This is a genomic window from Roseofilum halophilum BLCC-M91 (genome assembly GCF_030068445.1).
GTDB lineage: Bacteria > Cyanobacteriota > Cyanobacteriia > Cyanobacteriales > Desertifilaceae > Roseofilum > Roseofilum halophilum.
The window spans coordinates 23,045-45,641 of record NZ_JAQPOK010000097.1 but is presented as its reverse complement, the minus strand read 5'-3'; the positions used below and the strand labels follow the sequence as shown (position 1 = coordinate 45,641).

Genomic DNA, 22,597 nt, shown 5'->3' with positions numbered 1-22,597 from the left:
TAACATAGCTTGGGTTGAAGTGTTGTGAGAATAGGTTAATTGTGGTCTTTTCGCTCTTTCGATGGGCTAGACTGGGAATCTAGACTAAAGACGATGCTACCGAAGCTCAACCTATGGATTTAGATGACCAGATTCAAGCCTTAATCGATCAAGCGCCTCAAGATGGTACAACACCCCGGATCATAGCGGCGATCGCTCCTGCCCTGAAAGCATTGGCCCAACAACTTCAACATTCTCAATATTATATTTTGCAATCGGTCAACCAGGAGTGGGTGTTCACCACCCTACGCAATAATGAGGAACCGGAATTCACTAAAAAGGTGATTTATGTCTTTCCCACCCTCAAAGATGCGGCCCAGTCTCCTTCAGCTAAAGACGATCCTAACCTGATGGCTGCACCGATCGCCATTACGGCCCTTTTGTTTCAAATCGTGACGTTGCCGATTGATAGTTTGGTTTTCTTTGAAACGCCAGGTGATTTTCAATCTGCTGTAGAAGTGCGCTCTGAAGATGTGAAAAATTTAATTCAGTCTTATTTGACTCAACTCTCTTCGGGTTCGGCTCCACCTAACTCGAATATTCCCCCGAATATGGCTTGATGAAGTTCACGCCAGAGTATCGGGATCGATACCCAGTTGCTTAAGACGTTCTCTTAAGTGTTGAATGGTCTGTTCTTTTTGCTCAATAACTGCTTGTTGGCGATCGGCTCTTTCTTGTTGGCGATCGGCTCTTTCTTCTGGAGTCAGATAGCGATCGCCATTCTCATCATACCAATAGAGCCATTCTCTCTCTATTCCTTGATTCTTCCCTCGATCTCGACCAATGCCTAAATTCAGTTCCGGCAACCACACGGGTTCCCCCGATAATAATTGATATTCACCTCCCTTAAGTTGATGAACTTCTAATCTGGGTTGTTGTGTCCGCAGGGGATTATAGATGACATAGTAGAGAACTCCGAGTTGTGCATATTGTTGTTTTTTCTGGCTATATTCTCCTCTTCTCGTTTGCGAAACGACCTCTAACACTAAAGTGGGAACTTGTTGCTCTTGCCAAAGAACATAGGATAAGCGCAAACCTTCACCAATGATTCTGGGGACACCGATACTTAAAAAACCATCGGGGACAATGGCTGGTTGGTTCGGATCGGTGTAAATTCCCATGTCCACCCCAAAAAACCAATCCATGCGCTCCGACCAAATAGAAGCCAACATCGCTTTGAGGAGAGTAGGAATTAAATCTTGCAGTTCGTTATCCACGGGAGTTTCATCTGAGTCAGGTAGATCTTGTGCCGAGGGGTAGTAATCTCTGGGATGGTATTCGAGTTGCATAAGCTGACGAGGAATTTCTCTTAATTTTATCGCAATGACTCTATGGGTTTATGAACTGTCTAAAGAAAGGGGAAAACCAAGTTTTCTTGCATTGCCTCTTGCATGAGTTGCTCTTGCTTTCCCCTTGACTTCTGGAAGAAGTCTAATATAAACGACGCAGCACATAGTCGGTTAGGTTAATCAGGGTTTCGTAAGATTCGGTTTTCGGCAGATCCGCTAAACATTCGCCTGCTCGACGAGCATGGTTGGCTGCGAGTTCGCGGGAACGGGGCAATCCTTCAGACTTATCAATCCAATTTAAGGCTTGATCTAAATCTCCGGGTTCCTTAAATTCTCGCTCAATCAGTGCTTCTAAACTGGGGTGTTCTTCCAGGGCGTATAATACGGGAGCGGTGAGGTTGCCGCTTTTCAAGTCTGATGCTGCGGGTTTCCCCAACGCTTCATCAGAACCGGTAAAATCGAGAATATCATCGACAATTTGAAAGGCTAACCCTAGATTGCGCCCATAGAGATAGAGGTTTTGGGCCATCTTTTCGGAAACATTGCTCAAAACTCCGGCTGCTTTAGCACTATTTGCAATTAGCGATGCGGTTTTGTAATAACTTTTTTCTAAATAGTCTTCCAGGGATAAACTGGTATCAAATCGTCTTAGTCCTTGTTGAATTTCTCCTTCGGCCAAGTCCATAATTACTTCTGATAGCAGTTTCACTACCGCAAGATTGTCTAAATTGGCGAGATACCAGGAAGACTGGGCAAAGAGGAAATCTCCAGCTAAAACGGCAATGCGGTTGCCAAAGCTGCTGTGAACCGTGGGAAGACCCCGGCGCAGATCGGATTCATCGACGACATCATCATGAACAAGGCTGGCGGTATGGATCATTTCGGTGATTTCCGCTAAACGCCGATGGCGATCGCTAATTTCTTGGTTGTCAGTGGTTGCCCTAGAGATTAAGAGGACAATAGCGGGTCTTAAGCGCTTCCCCCCAGCTCCAAAGAGGTACTCGGCGGCTGCAAAGAGGATCGGATGACGCGCACTAACCAACTGTTTCAAGTTTTCCGTTAGCAGATCAACATCTGCTTCAACTGGATGGAATAAGGAGGTCGTTGAGGTCATGAATTAAGCTGACTCTGCCGTTAGTTACGAAACTTTACATATTTATTCTAATACGATGTTGCCGTTTGTCAGGGAATTGGAATCGAGACCCTTCTACCGATACGGGTCGCCGAGCGAAAGGGCCCATAGGGACGCTCTATGGAGCCAATAAGGAACGAGTTGACCAATTTTGGGATTTTTTTAAAAATTTGCCGCTATTCCCTCAGCAAATTGAAACTTTTGTGTTAGATTGAATAATAAGGATTTCAAATCACTCAGGAACCCAACTGGAAAACTGCTTTCGTCGTACAAGTCAGGTCTGATACAAGTTAACCTCGATCAAGTCTTGTTGGTGGAAGGATTCTATTTTGGTAAGCCTTTTTAGGTCTTATCCTAGACTCTTTTGGAGTTAAGTGTCTTTCCGAGTCTATTCGATCGAGGAGCTATCAGAACCTAAACTGTCGTTTGTATATTTTTTAGGTGTGCCAGGATAATTTGTTCCTCTTGATATAGCCAATATATTTCAGAGTGCGAAGAGTCTTTGGCAAAGCAGTTGAAAGCGATCGAGTGGACTGGTTTAAGTCTATCTCCAGAGTCAGACTGGCCGCTGGCTTAACTGGAAGTTACCTCAGCTTTGAAATCCTTGTACTTGTTCCTTCTCCGCTACTTAATATTGATGCCCTATGTACACTGGTTTGCCCCTCATAATCGTTGCTTTAGCTGCTATGTATCTAATGTCTGTGTATGTGCTGTTGACGTTTGCCAAACGCACTGCCAGACTGTCGAGATCTCGTAGTAGCGCTCGTTAGATTAGTTTGAGATCCCCATTGACTGCCCATTGGAAGTTGATGGGGGAGTTGACGGTTAGGGTGGATGGATACAATCTTGGTTTTCTTAGATGCTTAGATCTGAGTACACCCACCCTTACAGGTCAATGGAGTTTCAGTGAATTCTAATTGAGTGGTTTGCCTATTTTCTGTTGAATTTCCTCTAGGGTTAAACCGCTAATGGTGATGACTTTGTGATCCGACATGGGGTTGTGGCGTGAATTTAGGAATAAGAAAGACTTATCCTTTATTTTTAATCATCATGACTTGAATGATTTGATTGACGAGAGTATCGGGTAATTCTAGGGCGCGACAGAGACTACCGAGGAGGTTTTCTTCTTCGTCTGTAACCTGACCATCAGCCAGCACCAGGTCAGTGGCGATCGCAAAGGTGGTATCGTACAAATCATGGGGTAAGGTGGCGATCGCCGCATCAAACAGAACTTTCCCCCCATCGCGCCGCAGCGTACCACAAAGACTATCAAACATGCGCCGCATTACATCCTCAGAATAGCTCCGAAACAGCCTCATACGGCTGAGGGTGGTATTGAGAAGGCGGACTTCATCATCGGCTAAATAGCCATCAGCAGCAACCACTAATAACATAATGGCGGCAAAGGATTCCGCCGGGCCGAGGGTCACTTGGCTGTTTTTTACACCTTCTTTGCGAAACGCATCAAATAATCCCATAGTGCTGGCTCCAAATCATTGAGATGGTGTGAACTATTTTTTGTGGTCACTTAAATTTTTAGACTTTGAGTTATTGACTACAATAGCATGATTGTACGCTTGATTGAGTGTTTCAGTTATGGAGTTAAGTAAGTCGGTCGAGTTTGCTGGGGTGAGGCAAAGGTTTCTAACGTTGCTTTTTGCGGTTTGGATGATGGTTTGTCTGTGGTTGTCGCTCAGTGCGATCGCCCAGGCTTCACCCTCCATCGATCGGCTTCAAAAACAACAGGAACAACTGGAACAGGATCAAAAACTGATTTCTGAGGAACAAGAGCGGTTGAAAAACTTAGAGCAAGCCGCTCAAGAACACCTGAAAGGTGTTAAAAGTACGTTGCAGCTCACAGATCGTCAACTCAAGGGGATTGAAGATCGAATTGAAGAGACCACTACTAACCTCGATCGTCTCCAAGGAGAGCTAGATACCCAAGAACAAGAGTATCAAGACTTAGCCCAAGGAGCGATCGCCCGCTTCCAATTTCTCCAGAGGCAACCGCGTCACTCTGGGTTATCCGTATTGCTTCAGAGCGAAACCCTAACGGATTTTCTTAGTCGTCGTCATCGCTTAAAACAACTTGCCCTTGCCGATCGCCAACTTTTACTGACGGTCAAAACTGCCTTAGATGAAACCCAACAACAGGCCCTAGAGGTTGAACAAACCTATAATGATCTGTTACTCATGCGCCAACAATTAGTAAATCAAAAAAGTGATTATCAAACTCAAAGCCAAGTGCAAACCCAATTAATTGAACGCTTAAATACGGATCGAGAAGCTCTAGAAGCCGCCTATCTGCAATTACAAAAAGACTCCGAAGGTATAGAAGCGTTAATTCGCCAGCGCCTACAAACGGATTCTTTATCCCTACGCAAAATCTTAAAGCTCAAACCTGGCAAAATGCTGACTCCCAGTTATGGGGAATTTTCCAGTAATTTTGGTTGGCGCACTCATCCGATTTTTGGCTATCAACGGTTTCATGCTGGGATGGATTTTGCTGCTGAGTATGGCAGTCCCATTTATGCTGCTCAAAATGGGGTGGTACTCTTTGCTGGATGGTATGGAGGTTATGGTAATACGGTGATTCTCGACCATGGTAATGGGGTGACAACGCTCTATGCCCATGCCAGTCAAGTCTATGTGCAGGAAGGACAAAATGTTACTCAAGGGGATGCGATCGCCACGACGGGTTCAACTGGACTGTCCACGGGGCCTCATTTACACTTTGAAGTCCGGGAAAATGGCACGCCTGTCGATCCGATGAATTATCTCACTTAGAGCCGAAAACCTCAAAAATGGTTCATTATTCCTGAGCTTTCGGCTTCTGGTGGGGAGCAAACGGATTGACGACCTGTAAAAAATCTTTCGGAGGCCCAAGAACGGGTTCGGCAGAGGGGGCGGGTTGGGTGGGACGGGCTTCACCCATGCCTAAGTTGCCTTTTTCTAGAGTTCCGACGACTAAAGAACCGATATAATCGGCGCTGGTGTAGGCTTTTTCAATACAGTTATGGATATTGACTAAATCTTCGTCATCGATAATGCCGTTGCTGGTGGCTTTATAGAATTGCACGGTGATACGGATAGGGTAGTCGGGATCTCGTTCGAGTTTATGATTTCCAAGTTCTAAATGTTCCCCTTCGTCTTCTCCATGGCTGATAACGGCATCTTCCATATCGCTCTCTCCCAAGGTTATCCCCCTGGCCCTCTCCTCTACCATAAAATCGCAACTCCCAGCAGCCATAAAAAGTAAGCCATCAGGATCTTCTTGCTTTTGCTTCAAGGGGACTTGCACAATCATCACCATGTTGACATCTTCGGCAACGGTGACTTGGCTGCGAGCTTCTTCTAGGGAAAGGCCTTGACGAGTGGCGAGTTCTTGAGCTTGGTTGTCTTTGTAGTCGCTCAGGCGCTCTCCGGTGAGGCAAGTTTTTTGACCGTTGTTGTTGAAGTAGACGTTTTGTCCCCATTGGGCGCGATCGCTGCTATTATCGAGTACAGTTGCGCTACTTCCTTCTGTGGTCATTAGAATCGCTAAAACTGCGGGACTATCCTGACGAGACTGATAATTAAACAGAACCGGGTTAAACTCGCATTTCCCTTGTTGTGGAATGGGTAGAAAGCAAGCTTGAGCGCTGACTAAAACGTGGGTATCCTTATCGGTTACCAGGGGTTGGTTTTGGGGATTATATTTCTCTGGATAACTAATATATTGAGAGAGATGATTCAGGTAGAGTTTAAGCGGTATTGCCTCTAAGGGTTCTCCCTTTTCATTGCCAATTTTGAGGTGGACATACTCTAAAGGCACATCGCCGGTTTTATCAGTAAAATTGGGATGGCGAATGACGGGTAAGAGTTCTTTCTTCTGCCCATTATTGCCATGGCGCACTTGTAGTGTCATATCGGTAATATTGGGCCCCCAGACTGAACCGGCAGTCCGGGCCGTATCTTCCCACATGACGTTAACGACATTGAGTCCTAGTGTTCGGACGCGATCGCACAGTTGACCATCTTGAGGCATCCGGACGACCTTGTTAATCGTCGTTTCAAATCCCTGAGTGCTATTCATCATTTCTGTTTAACCTGAATAAACGTTAATTGCCCCTAACTGTTCACTATTATAGATAAGCCCGATAGGGAGGAACAAAGATGATTTCTAGAACCGCTTTAGGACTAACCTTAATTGGCGCTCTTCTCCTCGGAGGATGCGAAGAGCCTGCCGACCCGGAGATTAAACAAGCTTCATCGGCAATGGCTCAAATGGCAACGCCTAGAATGTTAACTCGCTCTTGTTTTTATCTGGTTTATCCTGATGGCAAGGCTTCAGAGTTTGTCAGTTATCTGTTTTCTGGCTTAGGTGCAGCAGAATGGCCGATCGCCTTTGATGAAATGGAAGAGGAGCAGATGAAGTCGGTTCGCATGACTCCTTTACCCAGAACGGTGAGAGTTTCGGCGCTGAAGAGAGAATATCCTGAAGAGAAAGAGCTAGTTTTGATTCCCGATGATGAGAATAATCAGATTATGGCTCAGGGATATTTAGCGGATGAAACCGATCCTACCTTGGAAACGGAGTGGAATTTGGCGATCGCCACGCCGGATGAGGCAACCCAACAGTTGTGTCGCTCCAATATTGAGTTAGGCATTGATGGGGGAACGCAGACGGAGTAAATTGAATCATCAATTAACTTTTGAAAAGAGGATTTTTAGAGTACAATAGGTAACAAAGCTATGATCGCCGAACCAAGCTATGAACGTCAAGAGAGACCTACTGCTCGCTCCCCTCTTGAGTGCTGGGGTATTGAGTTTTACTCCCATCGCTTTTGCTGCGAGTAATGAATTTCCCAATGGTTGGATCGTGCAGGTGGAAGGGCAAGGGGAACTTGAGCGTCAAGATGGACGTAGAGTTACGGCTAGGTTAGGAATGCCGGTGTTTGCAGGCGATCGCTTCCTGGGTACGGATGGTTCGGTGTTGATACAGTGTTTGAATTTAAGTTTTCAGGCGATCGCCCCAGGAGAAACTCAGCCGAATACTTGCATCAGTAACAATGATACGGCTACCAAAGATCCTGAATGTTCTACGACTTCCTATGATTGTCCCCATCGAGGCGATAAAGATTTTCAACTCTATGTTGATGTGCCCTATATTATCAGCCCTCGGCGCACCTATCTGATGAACCCAAGCCCTCGCTTGCGTTGGCATTCAGTACCCGATAGCCAAAGCTATACGGTAATCTTGAAAGCGGATGGAATGGAGATTTGGCGCACCACAGTAGGGGCAGGTTTGAAACCTGCCCCTACGGAAATTATGTATTCTGGAGAAAGCTCCCTACAACCAGGAATCAGTTATACCCTACAGATTGAAAGCGATCGTGGCGCTTCCTCTCTCGATGCACAACCGATGGCTGGGGGCATTCATTTCCAAATTCTAGAGCCAGAAAAACAAGCTGAATTCTCCTTAAAAGAAGCCGAAATTCGCCAACAGTCCCTCGATCCGATCGCCGAACATCTCGCTTTAGCGCGGCTGTATTTGAACTTTAACCTCATGGCTGAGGCGATCGAGCATTTAGAAGCAGTGATAAGTGACGGTATCGAAGGAGCCAGCATATACCGAGCATTAGGAGATGTCTATTTATTTAATTTGGGGCTGGTTCCTCTCGCTCAAGAGTATTATCAACAAGGGTTGAATCAGATCGCTTCAGATAATTTAGAAGATCGAGCCGAAATTGCCCATAGTCTTGCACAAATTTACCAGGCAATGGGCGATCGCGCCCAAACCCTCCATTGGCTCACCGAAGCCCAACAGGGATATCAAATGTTAGGATATGCCCAGAAGCTCGAAGTGATTCGTAAAGAATTACGCCTGTTAGACTAATTCTTATCTTTATCTCATGATTTCTTGGCCTAAACAATACCTATTACCTATTACCGCGCGCAGCGCTATAAATCGGTTGCCTCTATTGCCCAAAGCACCTGCCCAAGCGTGCCGCTAAATCCTTGCCCCGACTAACTCTAGTTCTAGGGTTGTGTTTCCATTCCAAGTATTCTCCCGTAAGCTGTAGGCGATATCTAATCTTGATGGCAGGGGAAAGTAGTCTTGCCAACGCCAAGCGATCGCTTTTAAGATCCGTTTTGATTTTTCTTCCGTTAACGTCAGTTTAATATGGCCTTTTCCTACGATTTTTTGTTCTAGAATCCGTACATCTGGAGTCCAGAAAATGGGTAAATCATTTTCGATGCCACAGGGATGTAAGCGATCGATTTGATGATATAAATCCAGATCCAATTGGCTAAACTCGGCTAATCCATCAATACGGACTAAGGGTTTTAGCCATTGCGGTTGCAAACAGTGATGGGCAAACTCGCTCAGTTGTGCTTGAAAAAGGTCTAAGTTTTTCCGAGGTAAGGAAAAACCTCCAGCCGCTTTATGGCCGCCATATTTACTCAACAGAGAATCACAATGTTCTAAGGCTTCAAATACATGAAATTCCGGAATTCCCCGTGCTGAACCCCGAATTTGCTCTTTGCCTTCATGAGTGCCAATAAAGACCGGAACGCCATATCGCTCGACTAAACGGGAAGCGACAATGCCAATCACTCCATGATGCCAACCGGGTTGAACTAAGAGCAATACTCGGTCGTCATAAAGGGATTTTTTTTGAGGTTCAACGATCTCAATCGCTTCTTGGGTAATCTGCTCGCAGAGTTCTTGCCGACGGCGATTAATTTGTTCGCATTTCATCGCCTGCTCTAGGGCAATTCCAGGTTCATCGGTGGTTAATAATTCGATGACAATTTGGGGATCGGATAAGCGTCCGATCGCATTAATCCTCGGCCCTAAACGAAAGCCAATATCTTCTGGTTTCAAGGCTTTCTGGCGATCGCCGACTCCAGAGACTTGAATTAAGGCTTGTACTCCGGCTAACTCGGAATGGGGTAAACGCCTTAATCCCCGTTTTAACCAGCGACGATTGACTCCGGTTAAGGGCGCGAGATCGGCGATCGTGCCTAATGTGAATAATTCTAAACAGAGGGGATAAATGGCTTTGGCTTGCCCTAACTCTTGTGCTAAAGTAATGGCAAGAATGTAGGCTACCCCAACTCCGGCCACTGAAGCGTAAGGAGAGGTAAGGGGTAAGAGTTTAGGATTTAAAATAGCCGTTGCTGGCGGTAATTGGCTAGGTAAGTCATGGTGATCGGTAATAATCACCGTTAAGCCCAATTCAATCGCCCGTGCAATGGGGTCATAGGCTGCAATCCCATTATCTACCGTGAGAATAACCTCTACCCCTTCTTGGTGAAACTCTTCTACAATCCGGCGATTAATCCCATAGCCTTCGCTCATGCGACTGGGAATGGCATAGTCAACCTGAGCGCCCAAGTGCTTCAAGCTGCGTAATAAGAGGGCGGTACTGGTCATGCCATCGGCATCATAATCTCCACAGATCGCAATTTTTTGTCTGTGGGCGATCGCCTCTTTCAGCAACGCCACACTTTTTTCTAAATCGGGGAATTCTGCCAAGGGATGGGGAAGTTGAAGCCGATCCGGATTGAGATATCCTTGGGCTTCTGAGAGAGTTCCAATCCCTCGATTATGCAATACCTGGGCAATTAACGGAGATAAATTCACCTGTTGGGCAAAGTGTTCAATCTCTGGATCTGGCTCAAAAATTTGCCATCGTTGCTGAGGCGTTCGAGCCACCGTTCCCAAACGTCGGGTTAAGGTTTTGGGGCTAGGTGTGGAGGAAGAGCGAGCAAAATTGGGACTATCCATCAAAGAGTGATGCCAGATACATCTGGGTTTAGCCTATCATTCCTGGGTCTCAAACCCCGTCATTGGCCGGTAGGGTGGGCAGGAAAAGGCGGCAATATGATTCAAATTCTACAAGTCTACAAGCAGACCCTGCCCACCAAGGGTGCTGATTTACGGTTGCCTGAGAAAATCACCCAGAGATTCAGGGGTTATCTGGGTGCTTGCTTCATCAAATCTTGGACTTGTTCAGCATGGTAGGAACTCCGAGTCAGGGGAGAAGAGACGACTTGCAGAAAGCCTAATGATCCTCCGAATACGCGCCAAGCGTCGAATTCTTCGGGAGGGACAAACCGGTTCAGGGGATAATGTTTGGGCGTTGGTTGCAGATATTGACCGATGGTGAGGATATCGCAGTCTACTTCACGTAAGTCCTGCATGACTTGGCGGACTTCTGCATCGGTTTCTCCTAATCCGACCATAATTCCTGATTTGGTGTAGATTTGGGGAGAGAGTTGTCGCGATCGCCTTAAAACATCTAGAGAACGCTGATAGTCACCTTGGGGACGCACCCGCCGATACAACCGGGGAACCGTTTCCGTATTGTGATTGAGAACTTCTGGCTCGGCGTTCAAAATCGTCTCTAGAGCCTGCCAATTGCCACAGAGATCCGGAATCAATACTTCAATCGTGGTTTGGGGCATCAAGGCGCGGACAGCCTGAATACAACGGACAAATTGACTGGCCCCCCCATCGGGTAAATCATCCCGGTTGACGGCCGTAATCACCACATGCTTAAGTCCCATCCGTTGCACCGCTTCCCCTAACCGTTGCGGTTCAGTGGGGTCAAGGGGTTGGGGCTTCTTCTCAAAGTCGATATCACAATAGGGACAAGCCCTTGTACAAGCGGGCCCCATAATCAGGAAGGTCGCTGTACCGGCATTGAAACATTCACCGATGTTGGGACAGGACGCTTCTTCGCAAACTGTATTGAGGCCTAAATCGCGGAGGGTCGTTTTCACGTCACCCACTCGCTGCCATTGGGGAGCTTTAACCCTGAGCCAATCTGGTTTAACCGTCACCGTACTCTTTTTCCTGTGTTGAGTTACTGACGTTTATCCTAACAAGATTGGGGAATTTTTACCTCAATGGGGCGATCGCATGTTATCATCAGATAACCTACATGGTTTACCGGGATGTAGCGCAGCTTGGTAGCGCACCTCGTTCGGGACGAGGGGGCCGCAGGTTCAAATCCTGTCATCCCGATTCAGAACCTATCCCCCTCAATAACGGGAGAAGAAACGTTAATCTAGACAATCGTCCCACGTTATACCCAACCATGCAAACCCTCGATCAGAGTATTTCTCAACAACAAGCCGATACTGATATCCCAGGGGATTCCCCCTTAGAAATTGCGGGCAAAACCTTTAACTCGCGTCTAATGACTGGCACAGGTAAATATCGCTCCTTTACCGAAATGCAACAGAGCATTGTTGCCAGTGGTTGCCAAATGGTAACGGTGGCAGTGCGGCGCGTGCAAACGAAAGCCCCTGGCCATGAAGGATTAGCGGAAGCCATTGATTGGCAAAAGATCTGGATGTTACCCAATACTGCGGGCTGTCAAACCGCAGAAGATGCCGTGCGAGTGGCCCGACTGGGGCGCGAAATGGCTAAATTACTGGGTCAGGAAGATAATAATTTTATCAAGTTAGAAGTGATTCCCGATCCTAAATATTTGCTTCCCGATCCCATCGGGACTTTGGAAGCAGCCGAGCAACTGGTGAAAGAAGGATTCGCGGTTTTACCCTATATTAATGCCGATCCCTTGCTGGCCAAACGTTTGCAAGAAATCGGTTGTGCTACTGTGATGCCTTTGGGGTCTCCGATTGGTTCTGGACAAGGGATTAAAAATGCGGCCAATATTGGCATTATTATCGAAAATGCGACTGTGCCGGTTGTTGTGGATGCCGGTATCGGTACGCCTTCAGAAGCAGCAACAGCAATGGAGATGGGCGCTGATGCTTTGTTGATTAATACGGCGATCGCCCAATCCGAAAATCCTCCGGCTATGGCCCACGCTTTCCGCTTGGCGACAGAAGCCGGACGAGTCGCGGCTGTTGCAGGCCGAATTCCCATTAAGGCCTATGCCAGCGCCAGCTCTCCTTTAACCGGTACAATCAACTAAACCCTAATTTATCTCACGGTATCGCCTTTTAACTCAGGCGTTGCAAGAATCTAGTTTGGAAATGGGGAATAGGGGCGGGTTTAGGTAAGATATCTATGGGTACTCTAGATATTAGGAAAACCCGCCCCTACAGCAGATCATCAACAATCTTGGGTCAGTAAATCTTCAGAGGAATAGACTATGGGTGTTGAGGCAACATCAACCGCACAACAGGCGATCGCCCCAGTAGAGACTCCAGAACCTTCCCCTTGGACGATCGAAGATTCTGAGGCCCTATATCGGATCGATGGATGGGGAGACCCCTATTTTTCCATTAATGCAGCCGGCCATGTGGTGGTCTCTCCGAAGGGCGATCGCGGGGGTTCCCTAGACCTCTATGAGCTGGTAGAAGGTCTGAAACAGCGCAATATTCATCTGCCCTTCGTGATCCGCTTTTCCGATATCTTGGCCGATCGCCTGGAACGGCTGAATGGGTGTTTTTCCCAAGCCATTACCCGCTACAACTATCCCGGTAGTTACCAGGGCGTTTTTCCAGTCAAATGTAACCAACATCGGCAACTGGTAGAAGATTTGGTTCACTTTGGCCAACCCTTCCAATTTGGTCTCGAAGCCGGATCGAAACCCGAACTGCTGATCGCCCTAGCCCTGCTAAAAACCCCCAATTCCTTGTTAATTTGCAACGGCTATAAGGATAGGGAATATATCGAAACCGCCATCTTAGCCCGCAGACTCGGCAAACAAACGATCGTCGTTTTAGAGCAACTCGAAGAAGTAGATTTGGTCATCAAGGCCCATCAACAATTAGGAGTGACTCCCGTGGTGGGAGTGCGGGCCAAACTGAGCGCCAAAGGAGAAGGCCGTTGGGCCACCTCCACGGGAGATGGGGCCAAATTTGGCTTAACCATCCCGGAAATTGTCCATGTGATTGAACGCCTGGAATCGGTGAATCTGTTATCCTCTCTGCAACTATTGCACTTCCATGTAGGTTCTCAAATTTCCTCCATTAGTGTGATTAAAGATGCCATCCGGGAAGCCAGTCAAATTTATGTGCAGTTGGCTAAAAGTGGCGCAGATATGCGCTATTTAGATGTCGGGGGTGGTTTAGGGGTCGATTATGATGGCTCCAAAACCAACTTCTACGCCTCGAAAAATTACAATATGCAGAATTATGCCAATGATATTGTCGCTGAGGTCAAAGAAGCCTGCGAACAGGCTAAGGTGAAATCACCGGTGCTAGTGAGCGAAAGCGGAAGGGCGATCGCCTCCCATCAGTCCGTACTCATTTTTGATGTCCTGGGAACCAGTGAAGTGATGACTCAAGACACTGTGGCAGCCCAAAGTAGCGATCATTTAATTATCCGTAATTTATGGGAAACCTACCAATTGATTCAGCTAGAAAATTATCAGGAATGCTACCATGATGCGATTCAATTCAAAGAAGAAGCCATTAGTTTGTTTAATTTTGGCTATTTGAGTTTAAGTCAACGGGCGAAAGCCGAACAGCTCTATTGGGCATGTTGCCAGAAAATCTTACCCATTCTTCAAAAGGAAGAGTATGTTCCCGACGATCTCGAAACCCTGCGGATGAACATGGCTTCGATTTACTATGTGAATCTATCGGTGTTCCAATCAGCTCCTGATAGTTGGGCCATCGATCAACTGTTTCCCATCATGCCCCTACATCGCTTAAACGAACAACCCACCCGTCAAGGAACCCTAGCCGATCTCACCTGCGATAGTGATGGCAAATTTACCCAGTTTATCGATCTGCGCGATGTCAAATCTCTCTTAGATTTGCATTCCCTCAAACCCGGAGAACCCTATTATTTAGGATTGTTTTTAGGCGGAGCTTATCAAGAAATTATGGGAAATTTCCATAATTTATTTGGCGATACCAATGCCGTTCACATTGCCCTCACTCCTAAAGGCTATCACGTTAAACAGGTAGTGAAAGGAGATACCATGGGAGATGTTTTAAGCTATGTAGAATACGATCGCGAAGACTTAGTAGAAAGTATCCGCCAGCAAACAGAGTCAGCCCTAGAAGATGGAACCATCTCCATCTCCGAGTCCCAACGGTTGCTTAATAGCTATAAGGAAAGTCTCGACCGCTATACCTATCTATCTGTGGAGAGTTGATACAGCGCTGTGTGCTAGGCAAAAGTCTGGTTTTACCATGCACGAGTCTAGTCTGTAGGGGCTTTCCGGCCGTTTTCGGCTACCGCCAACATGAAACGCCCCTACAGATTGTTGTAAACTGCTATTCAATAGACTATAACTTTGAGATCCTTAAGCAGCTAGGGGTTGTCGGGTATTCACCACTGCTTGATAATATCGGTGCAGTTGCCTAGTGGCCGAACTCCAACTCCAGCGTTCCGCCTCTTGGCGAGCATTTTCACGCAGGCTTTCCCGCTCGGCTTGATTGTTGAGTAATGCTTGAGTCGCTGTTATCGCTCCATTTTCATCGCTCGGATCAAACAGATAGCCATTTACGCCATCGGTGACAATATCGATGATGCCGCCGGTTCCCGCAGCAACAACAGGGCAACCCGCAGCCATGGCTTCAAGGAGAACGAGGCCTAGGGTTTCGGTTCTGGAGGGGAAGATAAAGGCATCGGCGGAGGCGAAGGCAGAAGCCAGGGTTTGGCCACGCAGATAGCCGACGAAATGGGTGGGAGTCCCGGCAAAATGTTCTTCTAAAACGGCCCGGTTGGGGCCATCGCCCACGAGGGCTAACCTAGCACCGGGGATGCTTTCGAGGACGGGTTTAATGCGATCGATTTCTTTTTCTGCCCCTAAGCGACCGACGTAGAGCAGTAGAGGACTGTCGGGATGGCCTTGGGAGAGGCGATCGCGCATTTCTCTAGAGGCTAAACTGGGATGGAAGAGTTCCGTATCGACTCCACGCTGCCATAAATCCACCCGTTCAATCTCATGGTCAATGAGTTCTTGTACCATCACACTGGAGGTACACAGGTTGAGATCCGCTTGATTATGGGCCCCTTTGAGAAACTCCCATAATAGGGGTTCTAACATCCCAAAGCCATAGTGTTGCAAATATTGGGGGAGATGGGTATGGTAAGAAGCGACTAGGGGAATCTCGAACTTCTTGCCATAATAGAGTCCCGCTAAACCGAGGATGGCAGGGTTGGCCACATGAATGAGATCGGGATTAAAATCGGCGATCGCCTCCCCAATGGCCGGTCGTGGAAACGCCATTTTCAACTCTGGATACCAAGGCAAGGGCATTCCCGATACACCATAGATTTTCGCCCCCTTATATTCTGTCAGTCCCCCCTCCGGACAAACAATCAATACGCGATCGCCCAATCGTTGCAGATGATCGACGGTTTGGGTTAGACGAGTTACAATACCGTCAATCTTCGGTAGAAAAGTTTCTGTAAACAGAGCAATTCTCATAAAAAAGCTTACATCCTAAAACTTGAATCGATACGGAGAGTTGATAATGGATAATGAATCATCCTCAATCAAGTCTTCATTACCCATTATCTCTTTTCCTGCGTCTGTCTAATCCCGTCGCCAAGACACTTTGGGAAGAATTTGAGTTTCATCGACCCGATCTTTGTAGTGTTGAGCCACATTAATCAAAGAATCGAGAAGGGACTCTTCCAAATTGTGCGGTTCTAAACCCAGGTCTTTGAGTTTGGTGTTTTGGGCATTGAAATAATGCTCTTCCAATTCCACACGGGGATTATCTAAATGGTTAATTTCCACATCTAATCCTACGTGCTTGCCTGCTTTTTCAACCATGAGAGCCAAATCACCGACGCTAAACATTTCAGTGAACTGGTTAAAGACTCTAAATTCACCGGAATTTGCAGGATTATTCACGGCAATTTCAATACAGCGCACCGTATCGCGGATATCTAAAAAGCCTCTCGTTTGTCCACCTTTACCATAAACGGTGAGGGGATGGCCGATCGCCGCTTGAATACAGAACCGGTTCAGGGCTGTCCCAAACACCCCATCATAATCCAGACGGTTGATGAGCATTTCATCGCGTCTGGTTTGATCCGTATGCACCCCATAAACCACCCCTTGGTTTAGATCTGTGGCTCGCAGACCCCAAATCTTGCAGGCAAAATGGATATTGTGGCTATCATGAACCTTAGACAAATGATAGAAACTTCCCGGTTGCTTCGGATAAGGAAGGGTATCTGTACGGCCATTATGGTTAATCTCGATATATCCTTCTTCAATATCGATATTGGGCGTTCCATATTCACCCATGGTTCCCAATTTCACCAAATGGGTGTCAGGAAACTCCTCTTTCATCGCAAACAGAAGATTCAGGTTTCCAACCACATTATTGGTTTGAGTCATCACCGCATGTTCGCGGTCAATCATGGAAAAGGGAGCCGATCGCTGTTCGCCAAAATGGACGATCGCCTCTGGTTCAAATTGACGCAAGGAGCGAATCAAGAAATCATAATCATTGATATCGCCAATAAACAGATCGATCTTTTTGCCAGTTAATTCATGCCATTTGCGTAACCGTTGCTGAATAGGTGCGATCGGTGTCAGGGTCTCAACACAAAGCTGTTGATCCCAATGACGGCGCACGAGATTATCCAGAATCCCTACTTCATAACCATGGTCAGACAGATAGAGTGCGGTAGCCCACCCACAATAGCCGTCGCCACCAATAACCAGGACTTTCATAACGTAACTCGATTCAAAATCATTTACCGATACTCGGTCAATGTATCAGGTTTGTGTCCCCTGTGACACATTTCTTAAAGAAATATTGCTATCGGAATGTTCCCTTATCGTTGTAGAGAGTGCCTGGCATATCAAGGAGAGGGGATTGGGGAGGCGGATCGGGTAATTGGGGTCAAAAGGCTTTTGGGACTTCAATAAGCGGTAGGTGCGCCCAAAACCTGGGCAAATGGGGGATGTTGGTTGTGATTCAAGAGGATCTACAAGAAGCCATGGGTGTTGATTGGGGTGGTTAGGGGCGATCGCTCTGAAAATCGCCACAGGGATATCGCCATATGAGTTTTTCAGTTTACCATAGTATTAATCCGTTGACTTAGGAGAGACCCATGGCAGGAATACCATCCGAGAATACCATCAGCAAGCAAGTCGTGGAACGATTGCAATGGTTGCCTCAGTCTTTACAGTCGAAGGTTTTAGACTATGTTGATTTTCTGTTGTCAACTGACCCGGATTCTGGAGAAAGTCAGCCTATTAAACCGGGAACGTTAACGGGTTTAAGAGGGATTTTAGCAGATGTCGAATGGGACGAGGAAAGGATTGAGGATGAGTATGTTAGCTATTTGCTAGAAAAGTATAAGTGATGAGGATTCTGTTTGATGCTAATATGGTTAGGATGAATACAACCCTAAATAAACGGATGGAAGAGAAGAGCATAGGCACTTTAATTGAAATTAATCCTAAATTGCTTCAAGAAGCTCTCGATTTGAGTGACTATCCTACACCTACAGAGTTAATTGAAGCGGCTTTGCAAGAGTATATTCAACGTCAAAGACAACTGAAGATCGTTGAGTTGTTTGGCACGATTGATTACGATGAACATTATCATTATAAGGAACAGCGACAAATTGGACAATAGGAGGCATTGGTTGTGATTCAAGAGTATCTACAAAAAGCCATGGAGACAGCGAGTTATGAATTCCTGGAAGAAGAGGGTTTTTATGGGTCAATTCCTGGTGCGGCTGGAGTCTGGGCAATGGGTGAGACTGTTGAAGAATGTCGCCAAGAGCTGTTAGAGGTGTTGAAAGAATGGGTGTTAATTGGTGTTGCTAGGGGCGATGAACTGCCAGCATTTGATGAAGTGGAATTGAAGGTGGAGTTAGTCGGATGAGTATTGTTATTTCTGATGAAATCCTGCAAGCTTCTCGACTGACTCCTGATGAGTTTCGTCAGGAAATTGCGTTGTATTTGTTTGAAAGCGGACGCTTGACGGTAGGTTATGCAGCTCAGTTGGCTAATTTGTCACTGCATCAGTTCCGTCAGCTTCTAGAGCAGCGCCAGATTCCTCTTTATTCCTATGATGTGGAGGATTTTGAGTTGGATGTCAGAAATCTGCGGGAGTTGGGGCGCTTGTGATTGTTGTTAGCGATACTTCAGTAATAACGAATTTGGCAGCGATCGCCCATTTAGACTTGTTACCTCAACTCTACAGTCCCATCATTATTCCAGAAGCCGTATATCGGGAACTGGCAGATATCGATCCCCCGATCGCCCCTATAAGCGTTATTCCTAAAGCCGATAACTCGATTGAATGGATAGGGTAAAACTTGGGGTAATCCCTCTTCTGGTAAGGTTTTGAGAAGAGGGATCGGGCACGAGATTAGCTAGGAGCAATGGGGACAATGAAAACATCGCCATTAACTTCTAGGTAAACAGCTTCCTGATTTGCCTTATTTCCGTAGTCTTGTAAGAGTTCATAGAGCAGATCTAAGATCTCTTCATTAGAGGAAGCGTCAGAAAATTCAAATTCATCGTTCATTAGTAATGTGCCTCCACCACCCAATTAACTTCTAAAATGGGGATACCTTTACGGTTTTGCCACCCTCCAACGCATAGATAGAGGGTAAAACCGCCAAAGGTCTTGCACATTCCCAGCAGTAGGGGCCAAGCATGGAACAGAGTCCAGAAACCTATCAGAACCCTGACATGGCGCTCTTTTCGGAAAAATTTCATAGGCGTGACCATCATGTTATGATGGTTGTAGATAAAAATTTAAGGCCTGAGACAACAACCCAATTGTCTTGGGCTTTTTTATTGTCTAGTCTTAATTTCGATACTAACGCACTTGCTTACACAGTGTCAACATAAGAATACGCACTTAATTTTATCGACTACGCATCTCAACACTATGGTATAATCCGCGTATGGACAAAAGTCAATTTCACCAACGACTCCAAACGCTCAAGGACTCAGCACCAGAGCGTTACGAGATCCTTCTGTCCTTTTTGGCCGGACAGACAGCAAAAGATATTGCTCAAGCCAAGCATCTAGCTGATGGAACTGTGAGAAAGCATTTGTCGGAGGTGTACAAGCATTTCCAGATCGCAGGCAAGGGAAGCAAGCAACCCAAGCTACTGAGTCTATTTATACAACATAATCCTGAGATGGTAGCAGAGGATCATCCGTTGAGGGCGAAGATACAGAAAGAGCGCCCTATACCTTCGTCAAGTGGGGTTCTCTCCGTTGATTCTCCTCTTTATGTATGGCGAAACATACAAGATAGAATCGAGCAGGAGTTTAGAAATCTTCCATACGATCAGCGATTATTATTACGGATCAAGGGCGCACAGGGTTTAGGAAAGTCAAGTTTATTATTGCGAATCGAAGAATGGTTATCAACTGAGCTTAAGCATCAAGTTGCCCGTATCGATTTATCGAATCTTGAGGATACAGTTTTTGAAGATTTGGAGACATTTTTATATAATTTCGCCTATATAGTTACCCAAGCATTTGGATGTAATTCCGATGGTTTAGATGATTTTTGGCAAAAGAAGATCGCTGTAGGCATTCGTTGCACGGACTACTTAGAGGCTTATGTTTTTTCTCAAATTCCCGATCCTAAAACCCTAATTATTGACGGAGTTGATAGAGTCATCGGGCTAGAACCTATTCAATCGCCATTTCTTCAGCTCCTGCGCTCATGGCATGAGCAGCACATGAAAAAAGTTAGTCGCGATCAGCAGTTAGTTTTTCCTCATTTATTGTTGGCTTACAGTAGCGAACCGTATGCCCAATATGAGTTATCTGGCAGTCCTTTGGACAATGTAGGCTTGCCTTTAGAGCTTCATGAATTCAATGATAGTCAAATAGAATCTCTAGCTAAAAAATACGATCTGAAGTGGAAAAAACAGGAAGTTCTTCAACTCAAAGACTGGCTAGGGGGATATCCAGAGTTACTCAATCATGCCTTTTATCATATTAAACAAAAAGGACTGAATCTCAATGAATTTTTAGACAAAGTAAAACAACCCGATAGCCCTTTAATTGGGCATTTGCAAAAGAAACTTAGCTTACTGCAAGACCACCCCAAACTCGCTCAATGCTTTGAACAAATTCTGCAAGGGCAACCCTGTGTGAATGAATTTGCTAAGTTTCAACTCGAAAAAGCTGGGTTAATTAAAATCGAAAATGGTCAATATCAGGTGCGTTGCAGGTTGTATCAGGAATATTTCCAAGAACATCGACCGGTTAATCATGAGGATTAAGGAAATGAGCCAATACTTTCAAGGTGCAAAAGGAGGAGCGTTATCCTTAGAAGCATTAACCTACATTCAGCGTCTTGCTGACTGGGCACTCTATAAAATTTTAACCCAAGAGACGACGCAACAATGTTGTTTTATTCTCGCAGCACGACAATCGGGTAAAACCTCTTTAATGATTCGGATTGCCGATAAATTACAACAAGATGCTGGTTATCATTGCGTGACGATGAATTTACAAGGGTTTGGTTCAACCATTAATGAAGCTTCACTTTGCCAAAGTTTACTCTGGGAGATAGCAGCGACTTTTCCCGCACCTGAAGCTCGACTGCTGACTCAGAATATTGAGCAGCGTTCGCAAGAGATGGCTAATTATCCGTCCGCTTTACAATTTAGAGAATCCTTAAAATATCTGATGCAGTATCTGCGGAAAAAAGGGACAGAAAAACTGATCATTTTCTTGGATGAAATCCAGAGTCTAATTTCTTGGAAGCTGCAAAATAGTTTTCTGGGTTTGCTCAGAGCGTTAGGACAAGAGGAAACCTTGAAGTCCGTTAAGTTTGTGCTTTTAGGTGTGGCTAAACCTACAGACATTCTCACCGATCCGGCTGTGGCGTTCAACACAGCGAAAGGGATTGAATTAGGACGGTTAGATGAGGGGGACTGTAGCGCCTTAATTCAAGGATTATCAGAATTAAATTGCGATCCTAAGCGACTATTTGCAGAGATTCTAATCTGGACAGGGGGTAAGCCATTTTTAACTCAGGTAGTTTGTAATCTCTGTATTGAAGAACTGAACATTACCGGAGATGAAGATATCCCTACAGCGCTGCAAGACTTGCTTGAACAAAAACTGATTAATAACTGGCGTAGTCATGACCCCCTGTCCCATTTCCAAGAGATTGAACGATGGTTCAGAAACGGCTATACTACGGTTGAGGAGCGAATCCACGCTCTAGAGTTATATAAACAATTGTTAACATCAGCAAATGAAATTTACTTTGATGGAGGTCGTGAAGAGCAAATCAATCTGATTGTATCAGGTTTGGCAGCCAAATCTGAAAATTATATCAACGTTTCCAACAGGCTGTATCATAATATTTTTAATGATATATGGGTACAAGAAACGCAGAATTTTATCTCAAATTTCATCTCAGGGGAAAAGGAGAATCCTATGTTAAACCGTGAAGTATTCATCTTAGTCGATCAAAGCTCATCGATGACTAAAAAAGACAGAGGAAAACAGAAAAGTCGGTGGGAACTGATGCCAGAAGCCTTACAAGGTGATATCGACTTGCTTCTCAAAGACCAAGGAGGAGGGAAGAAAATTTGTGAATATGTCACTCTATACCTGTTCAGTCGAGAACGAGTAGGACGTAAATTCAAAATTCCACCCAACAAGTTAGGTAGTAATATTTTTGAAGAAAATTTTCCTAATGGTAATACTTTTGTTGTCCCTACTCTAGAAGCCTGTTTAAATACTTGGAAAGAGGGTAGTCGTCGAGAAGGGAAAAAAGCATTCATCATTATCTATACAGATGGGATGTTAGATGATAGAGATGAATTTGCTGCTTTGCTACAAAAAACTTGTAAAGAGTTGACTGATGAAACTGAGTTAAAAGTTCTCTTGTTAGGGATGGGAGAAGATGTTAATAATGTTGTTGAAGATTTCTTGGATCTAGATTTTAATGTGAGGAAAGCAAATAAAGATAAAGATGGAAATCCTTGCAATATCTTTATCTTTGATCTCGTTAAAGAAATCGATGATATCCTTGATCCATTGGGTCGTAAGTTAGGTGATGATCCTGATGGCTTAGAGTCGATCCCGAAATGGGTGAAAGAGCGTCATTCGGATTGGTATCAAAAATATGTGGATTTGATCCAAATGTCCTAAACCCGCCCTCACCCTTCCGGTAGAGGTGGGGGCAGGTTCACAAAAGTTATGGATGGGATATGGGGGATATCGTTAAACCTGCCCCTACA

The 22,597-nt window shown here is 45.6% G+C and carries 20 protein-coding genes, 1 tRNA gene and 2 pseudogenes; 14 read left to right on the top strand and 9 right to left on the bottom strand.

Going from position 1 to position 22,597, the window contains the following annotated elements; translation table 11 throughout:
- The first annotated feature begins 113 nt into the window (after positions 1-113).
- Positions 114-599, top strand: coding sequence for a hypothetical protein (locus tag PJF56_RS13620; RefSeq protein WP_283763227.1), 486 nt, complete (start codon positions 114-116; stop codon positions 597-599).
- 6 nt (positions 600-605) lie between these two features.
- On the opposite strand, the gene PJF56_RS13615 is transcribed toward PJF56_RS13620, so the two are convergent.
- From PJF56_RS13615 to PJF56_RS13605, 3 genes are all read right to left on the bottom strand, one after another.
- Positions 606-1,328: a Uma2 family endonuclease gene (locus PJF56_RS13615; protein ID WP_283763226.1), complete on the bottom strand. Its 723-nt coding sequence runs from the start codon at positions 1,326-1,328 to the stop codon at positions 606-608.
- Between the two features lie 142 nt (positions 1,329-1,470).
- Positions 1,471-2,442, bottom strand: coding sequence for a solanesyl diphosphate synthase (gene sds, locus PJF56_RS13610; protein WP_283763225.1), 972 nt, complete (start codon positions 2,440-2,442; stop codon positions 1,471-1,473).
- Positions 2,443-3,488: 1,046 nt separating this feature from the next.
- A complete protein-coding gene (locus PJF56_RS13605; RefSeq protein ID WP_283763224.1) occupies positions 3,489-3,938 on the bottom strand; it encodes a tellurite resistance TerB family protein in 450 nt (149 codons plus the stop codon).
- Positions 3,939-4,056: 118 nt separating this feature from the next.
- On the opposite strand from PJF56_RS13605, the gene PJF56_RS13600 reads away from it, so the two are divergent.
- Positions 4,057-5,247 carry a murein hydrolase activator EnvC family protein gene (locus PJF56_RS13600; protein WP_283763223.1) on the top strand — a complete coding sequence of 397 codons (1,191 nt, stop codon included), beginning with the start codon at positions 4,057-4,059 and terminating at the stop codon, positions 5,245-5,247.
- Positions 5,248-5,272: 25 nt separating this feature from the next.
- On the opposite strand, the gene PJF56_RS13595 is transcribed toward PJF56_RS13600, so the two are convergent.
- The gene (locus tag PJF56_RS13595) at positions 5,273-6,538 is read right to left on the bottom strand and encodes a hypothetical protein (RefSeq protein ID WP_283763222.1); all 1,266 of its coding nucleotides are present in this window, start codon (positions 6,536-6,538) and stop codon (positions 5,273-5,275) included.
- A 77-nt stretch (positions 6,539-6,615) separates the two neighbouring features.
- On the opposite strand from PJF56_RS13595, the gene PJF56_RS13590 reads away from it, so the two are divergent.
- Together PJF56_RS13590 and PJF56_RS13585 are read left to right on the top strand one after the other, a co-directional pair.
- Complete coding sequence (locus tag PJF56_RS13590; protein ID WP_283763221.1) at positions 6,616-7,134, top strand: hypothetical protein; 519 nt, start codon at positions 6,616-6,618, stop codon at positions 7,132-7,134.
- A 79-nt stretch (positions 7,135-7,213) separates the two neighbouring features.
- Positions 7,214-8,338, top strand: coding sequence for a tetratricopeptide repeat protein (locus PJF56_RS13585; RefSeq protein WP_283763220.1), 1,125 nt, complete (start codon positions 7,214-7,216; stop codon positions 8,336-8,338).
- Positions 8,339-8,452: 114 nt separating this feature from the next.
- Here PJF56_RS13585 and recJ read toward each other — a convergent pair whose 3' ends face one another.
- Together recJ and lipA are read right to left on the bottom strand one after the other, a co-directional pair.
- On the bottom strand, positions 8,453-10,237 hold the full coding sequence (gene recJ, locus PJF56_RS13580) for a single-stranded-DNA-specific exonuclease RecJ (protein ID WP_283763219.1): 1,785 nt from the start codon (positions 10,235-10,237) through the stop codon (positions 8,453-8,455).
- A 188-nt stretch (positions 10,238-10,425) separates the two neighbouring features.
- Positions 10,426-11,307 (bottom strand): annotated as a pseudogene (gene lipA / locus PJF56_RS13575) (lipoyl synthase); the annotation flags it as partial.
- Positions 11,308-11,405: 98 nt separating this feature from the next.
- Between lipA and PJF56_RS13570 the strand changes: the two are divergent.
- The 3 genes from PJF56_RS13570 (at position 11,406) to speA (ending at position 14,537) form a co-directional block, all read left to right on the top strand.
- Positions 11,406-11,479 (top strand) — tRNA-Pro (locus PJF56_RS13570).
- A 73-nt stretch (positions 11,480-11,552) separates the two neighbouring features.
- On the top strand, positions 11,553-12,398 hold the full coding sequence (locus PJF56_RS13565) for a thiazole synthase (protein WP_283763218.1): 846 nt from the start codon (positions 11,553-11,555) through the stop codon (positions 12,396-12,398).
- A 180-nt stretch (positions 12,399-12,578) separates the two neighbouring features.
- On the top strand, positions 12,579-14,537 hold the full coding sequence (speA, locus tag PJF56_RS13560; protein WP_283763217.1) for a biosynthetic arginine decarboxylase: 1,959 nt from the start codon (positions 12,579-12,581) through the stop codon (positions 14,535-14,537).
- 150 nt (positions 14,538-14,687) lie between these two features.
- On the opposite strand, the gene PJF56_RS13555 is transcribed toward speA, so the two are convergent.
- Both PJF56_RS13555 and PJF56_RS13550 read right to left on the bottom strand, forming a co-directional pair.
- Positions 14,688-15,818: a glycosyltransferase family 4 protein gene (locus tag PJF56_RS13555; protein ID WP_283763216.1), complete on the bottom strand. Its 1,131-nt coding sequence runs from the start codon at positions 15,816-15,818 to the stop codon at positions 14,688-14,690.
- Positions 15,819-15,926: 108 nt separating this feature from the next.
- Positions 15,927-17,081: a UDP-sulfoquinovose synthase gene (locus tag PJF56_RS13550; protein ID WP_283763215.1), complete on the bottom strand. Its 1,155-nt coding sequence runs from the start codon at positions 17,079-17,081 to the stop codon at positions 15,927-15,929.
- A gap of 383 nt (positions 17,082-17,464) precedes the next feature.
- Between PJF56_RS13550 and PJF56_RS13545 the strand changes: the two genes are divergently transcribed.
- The 5 genes and pseudogenes from PJF56_RS13545 to PJF56_RS13525 all read left to right on the top strand — a co-directional run.
- A complete protein-coding gene (locus PJF56_RS13545; RefSeq protein WP_283763214.1) occupies positions 17,465-17,719 on the top strand; it encodes a DUF2281 domain-containing protein in 255 nt (84 codons plus the stop codon).
- 32 nt (positions 17,720-17,751) lie between these two features.
- Entirely contained in the window at positions 17,752-17,994 is a 243-nt protein-coding gene (locus PJF56_RS13540) for a type II toxin-antitoxin system VapB family antitoxin (RefSeq protein WP_283763213.1), read from the top strand.
- 12 nt (positions 17,995-18,006) lie between these two features.
- Positions 18,007-18,246, top strand: coding sequence for a type II toxin-antitoxin system HicB family antitoxin (locus tag PJF56_RS13535; RefSeq protein WP_283763212.1), 240 nt, complete (start codon positions 18,007-18,009; stop codon positions 18,244-18,246).
- Entirely contained in the window at positions 18,243-18,491 is a 249-nt protein-coding gene (locus PJF56_RS13530; RefSeq protein ID WP_283763211.1) for a UPF0175 family protein, read from the top strand. Before PJF56_RS13535 ends, PJF56_RS13530 begins: the two co-directional genes overlap by 4 nt.
- Positions 18,488-18,625: pseudogene (locus PJF56_RS13525) on the top strand (PIN domain-containing protein); the annotation flags it as partial. The gene PJF56_RS13530 and the pseudogene PJF56_RS13525, both read left to right, overlap by 4 nt.
- Before the next feature lie 110 nt (positions 18,626-18,735).
- On the opposite strand, the gene PJF56_RS13520 reads toward PJF56_RS13525, so the two are convergent.
- Positions 18,736-18,894 carry a hypothetical protein gene (locus tag PJF56_RS13520; protein WP_283763209.1) on the bottom strand — a complete coding sequence of 53 codons (159 nt, stop codon included), beginning with the start codon at positions 18,892-18,894 and terminating at the stop codon, positions 18,736-18,738.
- A 385-nt stretch (positions 18,895-19,279) separates the two neighbouring features.
- On the opposite strand from PJF56_RS13520, the gene PJF56_RS13515 reads away from it, so the two are divergent.
- Both PJF56_RS13515 and PJF56_RS13510 read left to right on the top strand, forming a co-directional pair.
- Positions 19,280-20,620, top strand: coding sequence for an AAA-like domain-containing protein (locus PJF56_RS13515; RefSeq protein WP_283763208.1), 1,341 nt, complete (start codon positions 19,280-19,282; stop codon positions 20,618-20,620).
- Entirely contained in the window at positions 20,544-22,508 is a 1,965-nt protein-coding gene (locus tag PJF56_RS13510; RefSeq protein ID WP_347179544.1) for an AAA-like domain-containing protein, read from the top strand. Before PJF56_RS13515 ends, PJF56_RS13510 begins: the two co-directional genes overlap by 77 nt.
- The last annotated feature ends 89 nt before the right edge of the window (positions 22,509-22,597 follow it).

What these genes read in the sequence shown, in the direction of transcription:
- PJF56_RS13605 (WP_283763224.1), bottom strand. Translation starts at nt 3,938, where the DNA reads ATGGGATTATTTGATGCGTTTCGCAAAGAAGGTGTAAAAAACAGCCAA.
- PJF56_RS13520 (WP_283763209.1), bottom strand. Translation starts at nt 18,894, where the DNA reads ATGAACGATGAATTTGAATTTTCTGACGCTTCCTCTAATGAAGAGATC.
- sds (WP_283763225.1), bottom strand. Translation starts at nt 2,442, where the DNA reads ATGACCTCAACGACCTCCTTATTCCATCCAGTTGAAGCAGATGTTGAT.
- PJF56_RS13515 (WP_283763208.1), top strand. Translation starts at nt 19,280, where the DNA reads ATGGACAAAAGTCAATTTCACCAACGACTCCAAACGCTCAAGGACTCA.
- recJ (WP_283763219.1), bottom strand. Translation starts at nt 10,237, where the DNA reads ATGGATAGTCCCAATTTTGCTCGCTCTTCCTCCACACCTAGCCCCAAA.
- PJF56_RS13540 (WP_283763213.1), top strand. Translation starts at nt 17,752, where the DNA reads ATGAATACAACCCTAAATAAACGGATGGAAGAGAAGAGCATAGGCACT.
- PJF56_RS13585 (WP_283763220.1), top strand. Translation starts at nt 7,214, where the DNA reads ATGAACGTCAAGAGAGACCTACTGCTCGCTCCCCTCTTGAGTGCTGGG.
- PJF56_RS13595 (WP_283763222.1), bottom strand. Translation starts at nt 6,538, where the DNA reads ATGATGAATAGCACTCAGGGATTTGAAACGACGATTAACAAGGTCGTC.
- PJF56_RS13555 (WP_283763216.1), bottom strand. Translation starts at nt 15,818, where the DNA reads ATGAGAATTGCTCTGTTTACAGAAACTTTTCTACCGAAGATTGACGGT.
- speA (WP_283763217.1), top strand. Translation starts at nt 12,579, where the DNA reads ATGGGTGTTGAGGCAACATCAACCGCACAACAGGCGATCGCCCCAGTA.
- PJF56_RS13590 (WP_283763221.1), top strand. Translation starts at nt 6,616, where the DNA reads ATGATTTCTAGAACCGCTTTAGGACTAACCTTAATTGGCGCTCTTCTC.
- PJF56_RS13620 (WP_283763227.1), top strand. Translation starts at nt 114, where the DNA reads ATGGATTTAGATGACCAGATTCAAGCCTTAATCGATCAAGCGCCTCAA.
- PJF56_RS13615 (WP_283763226.1), bottom strand. Translation starts at nt 1,328, where the DNA reads ATGCAACTCGAATACCATCCCAGAGATTACTACCCCTCGGCACAAGAT.
- PJF56_RS13600 (WP_283763223.1), top strand. Translation starts at nt 4,057, where the DNA reads ATGGAGTTAAGTAAGTCGGTCGAGTTTGCTGGGGTGAGGCAAAGGTTT.
- PJF56_RS13530 (WP_283763211.1), top strand. Translation starts at nt 18,243, where the DNA reads ATGAGTATTGTTATTTCTGATGAAATCCTGCAAGCTTCTCGACTGACT.
- PJF56_RS13550 (WP_283763215.1), bottom strand. Translation starts at nt 17,081, where the DNA reads ATGAAAGTCCTGGTTATTGGTGGCGACGGCTATTGTGGGTGGGCTACC.
- PJF56_RS13545 (WP_283763214.1), top strand. Translation starts at nt 17,465, where the DNA reads ATGGCAGGAATACCATCCGAGAATACCATCAGCAAGCAAGTCGTGGAA.
- PJF56_RS13565 (WP_283763218.1), top strand. Translation starts at nt 11,553, where the DNA reads ATGCAAACCCTCGATCAGAGTATTTCTCAACAACAAGCCGATACTGAT.
- PJF56_RS13510 (WP_347179544.1), top strand. Translation starts at nt 20,544, where the DNA reads ATGGTCAATATCAGGTGCGTTGCAGGTTGTATCAGGAATATTTCCAAG.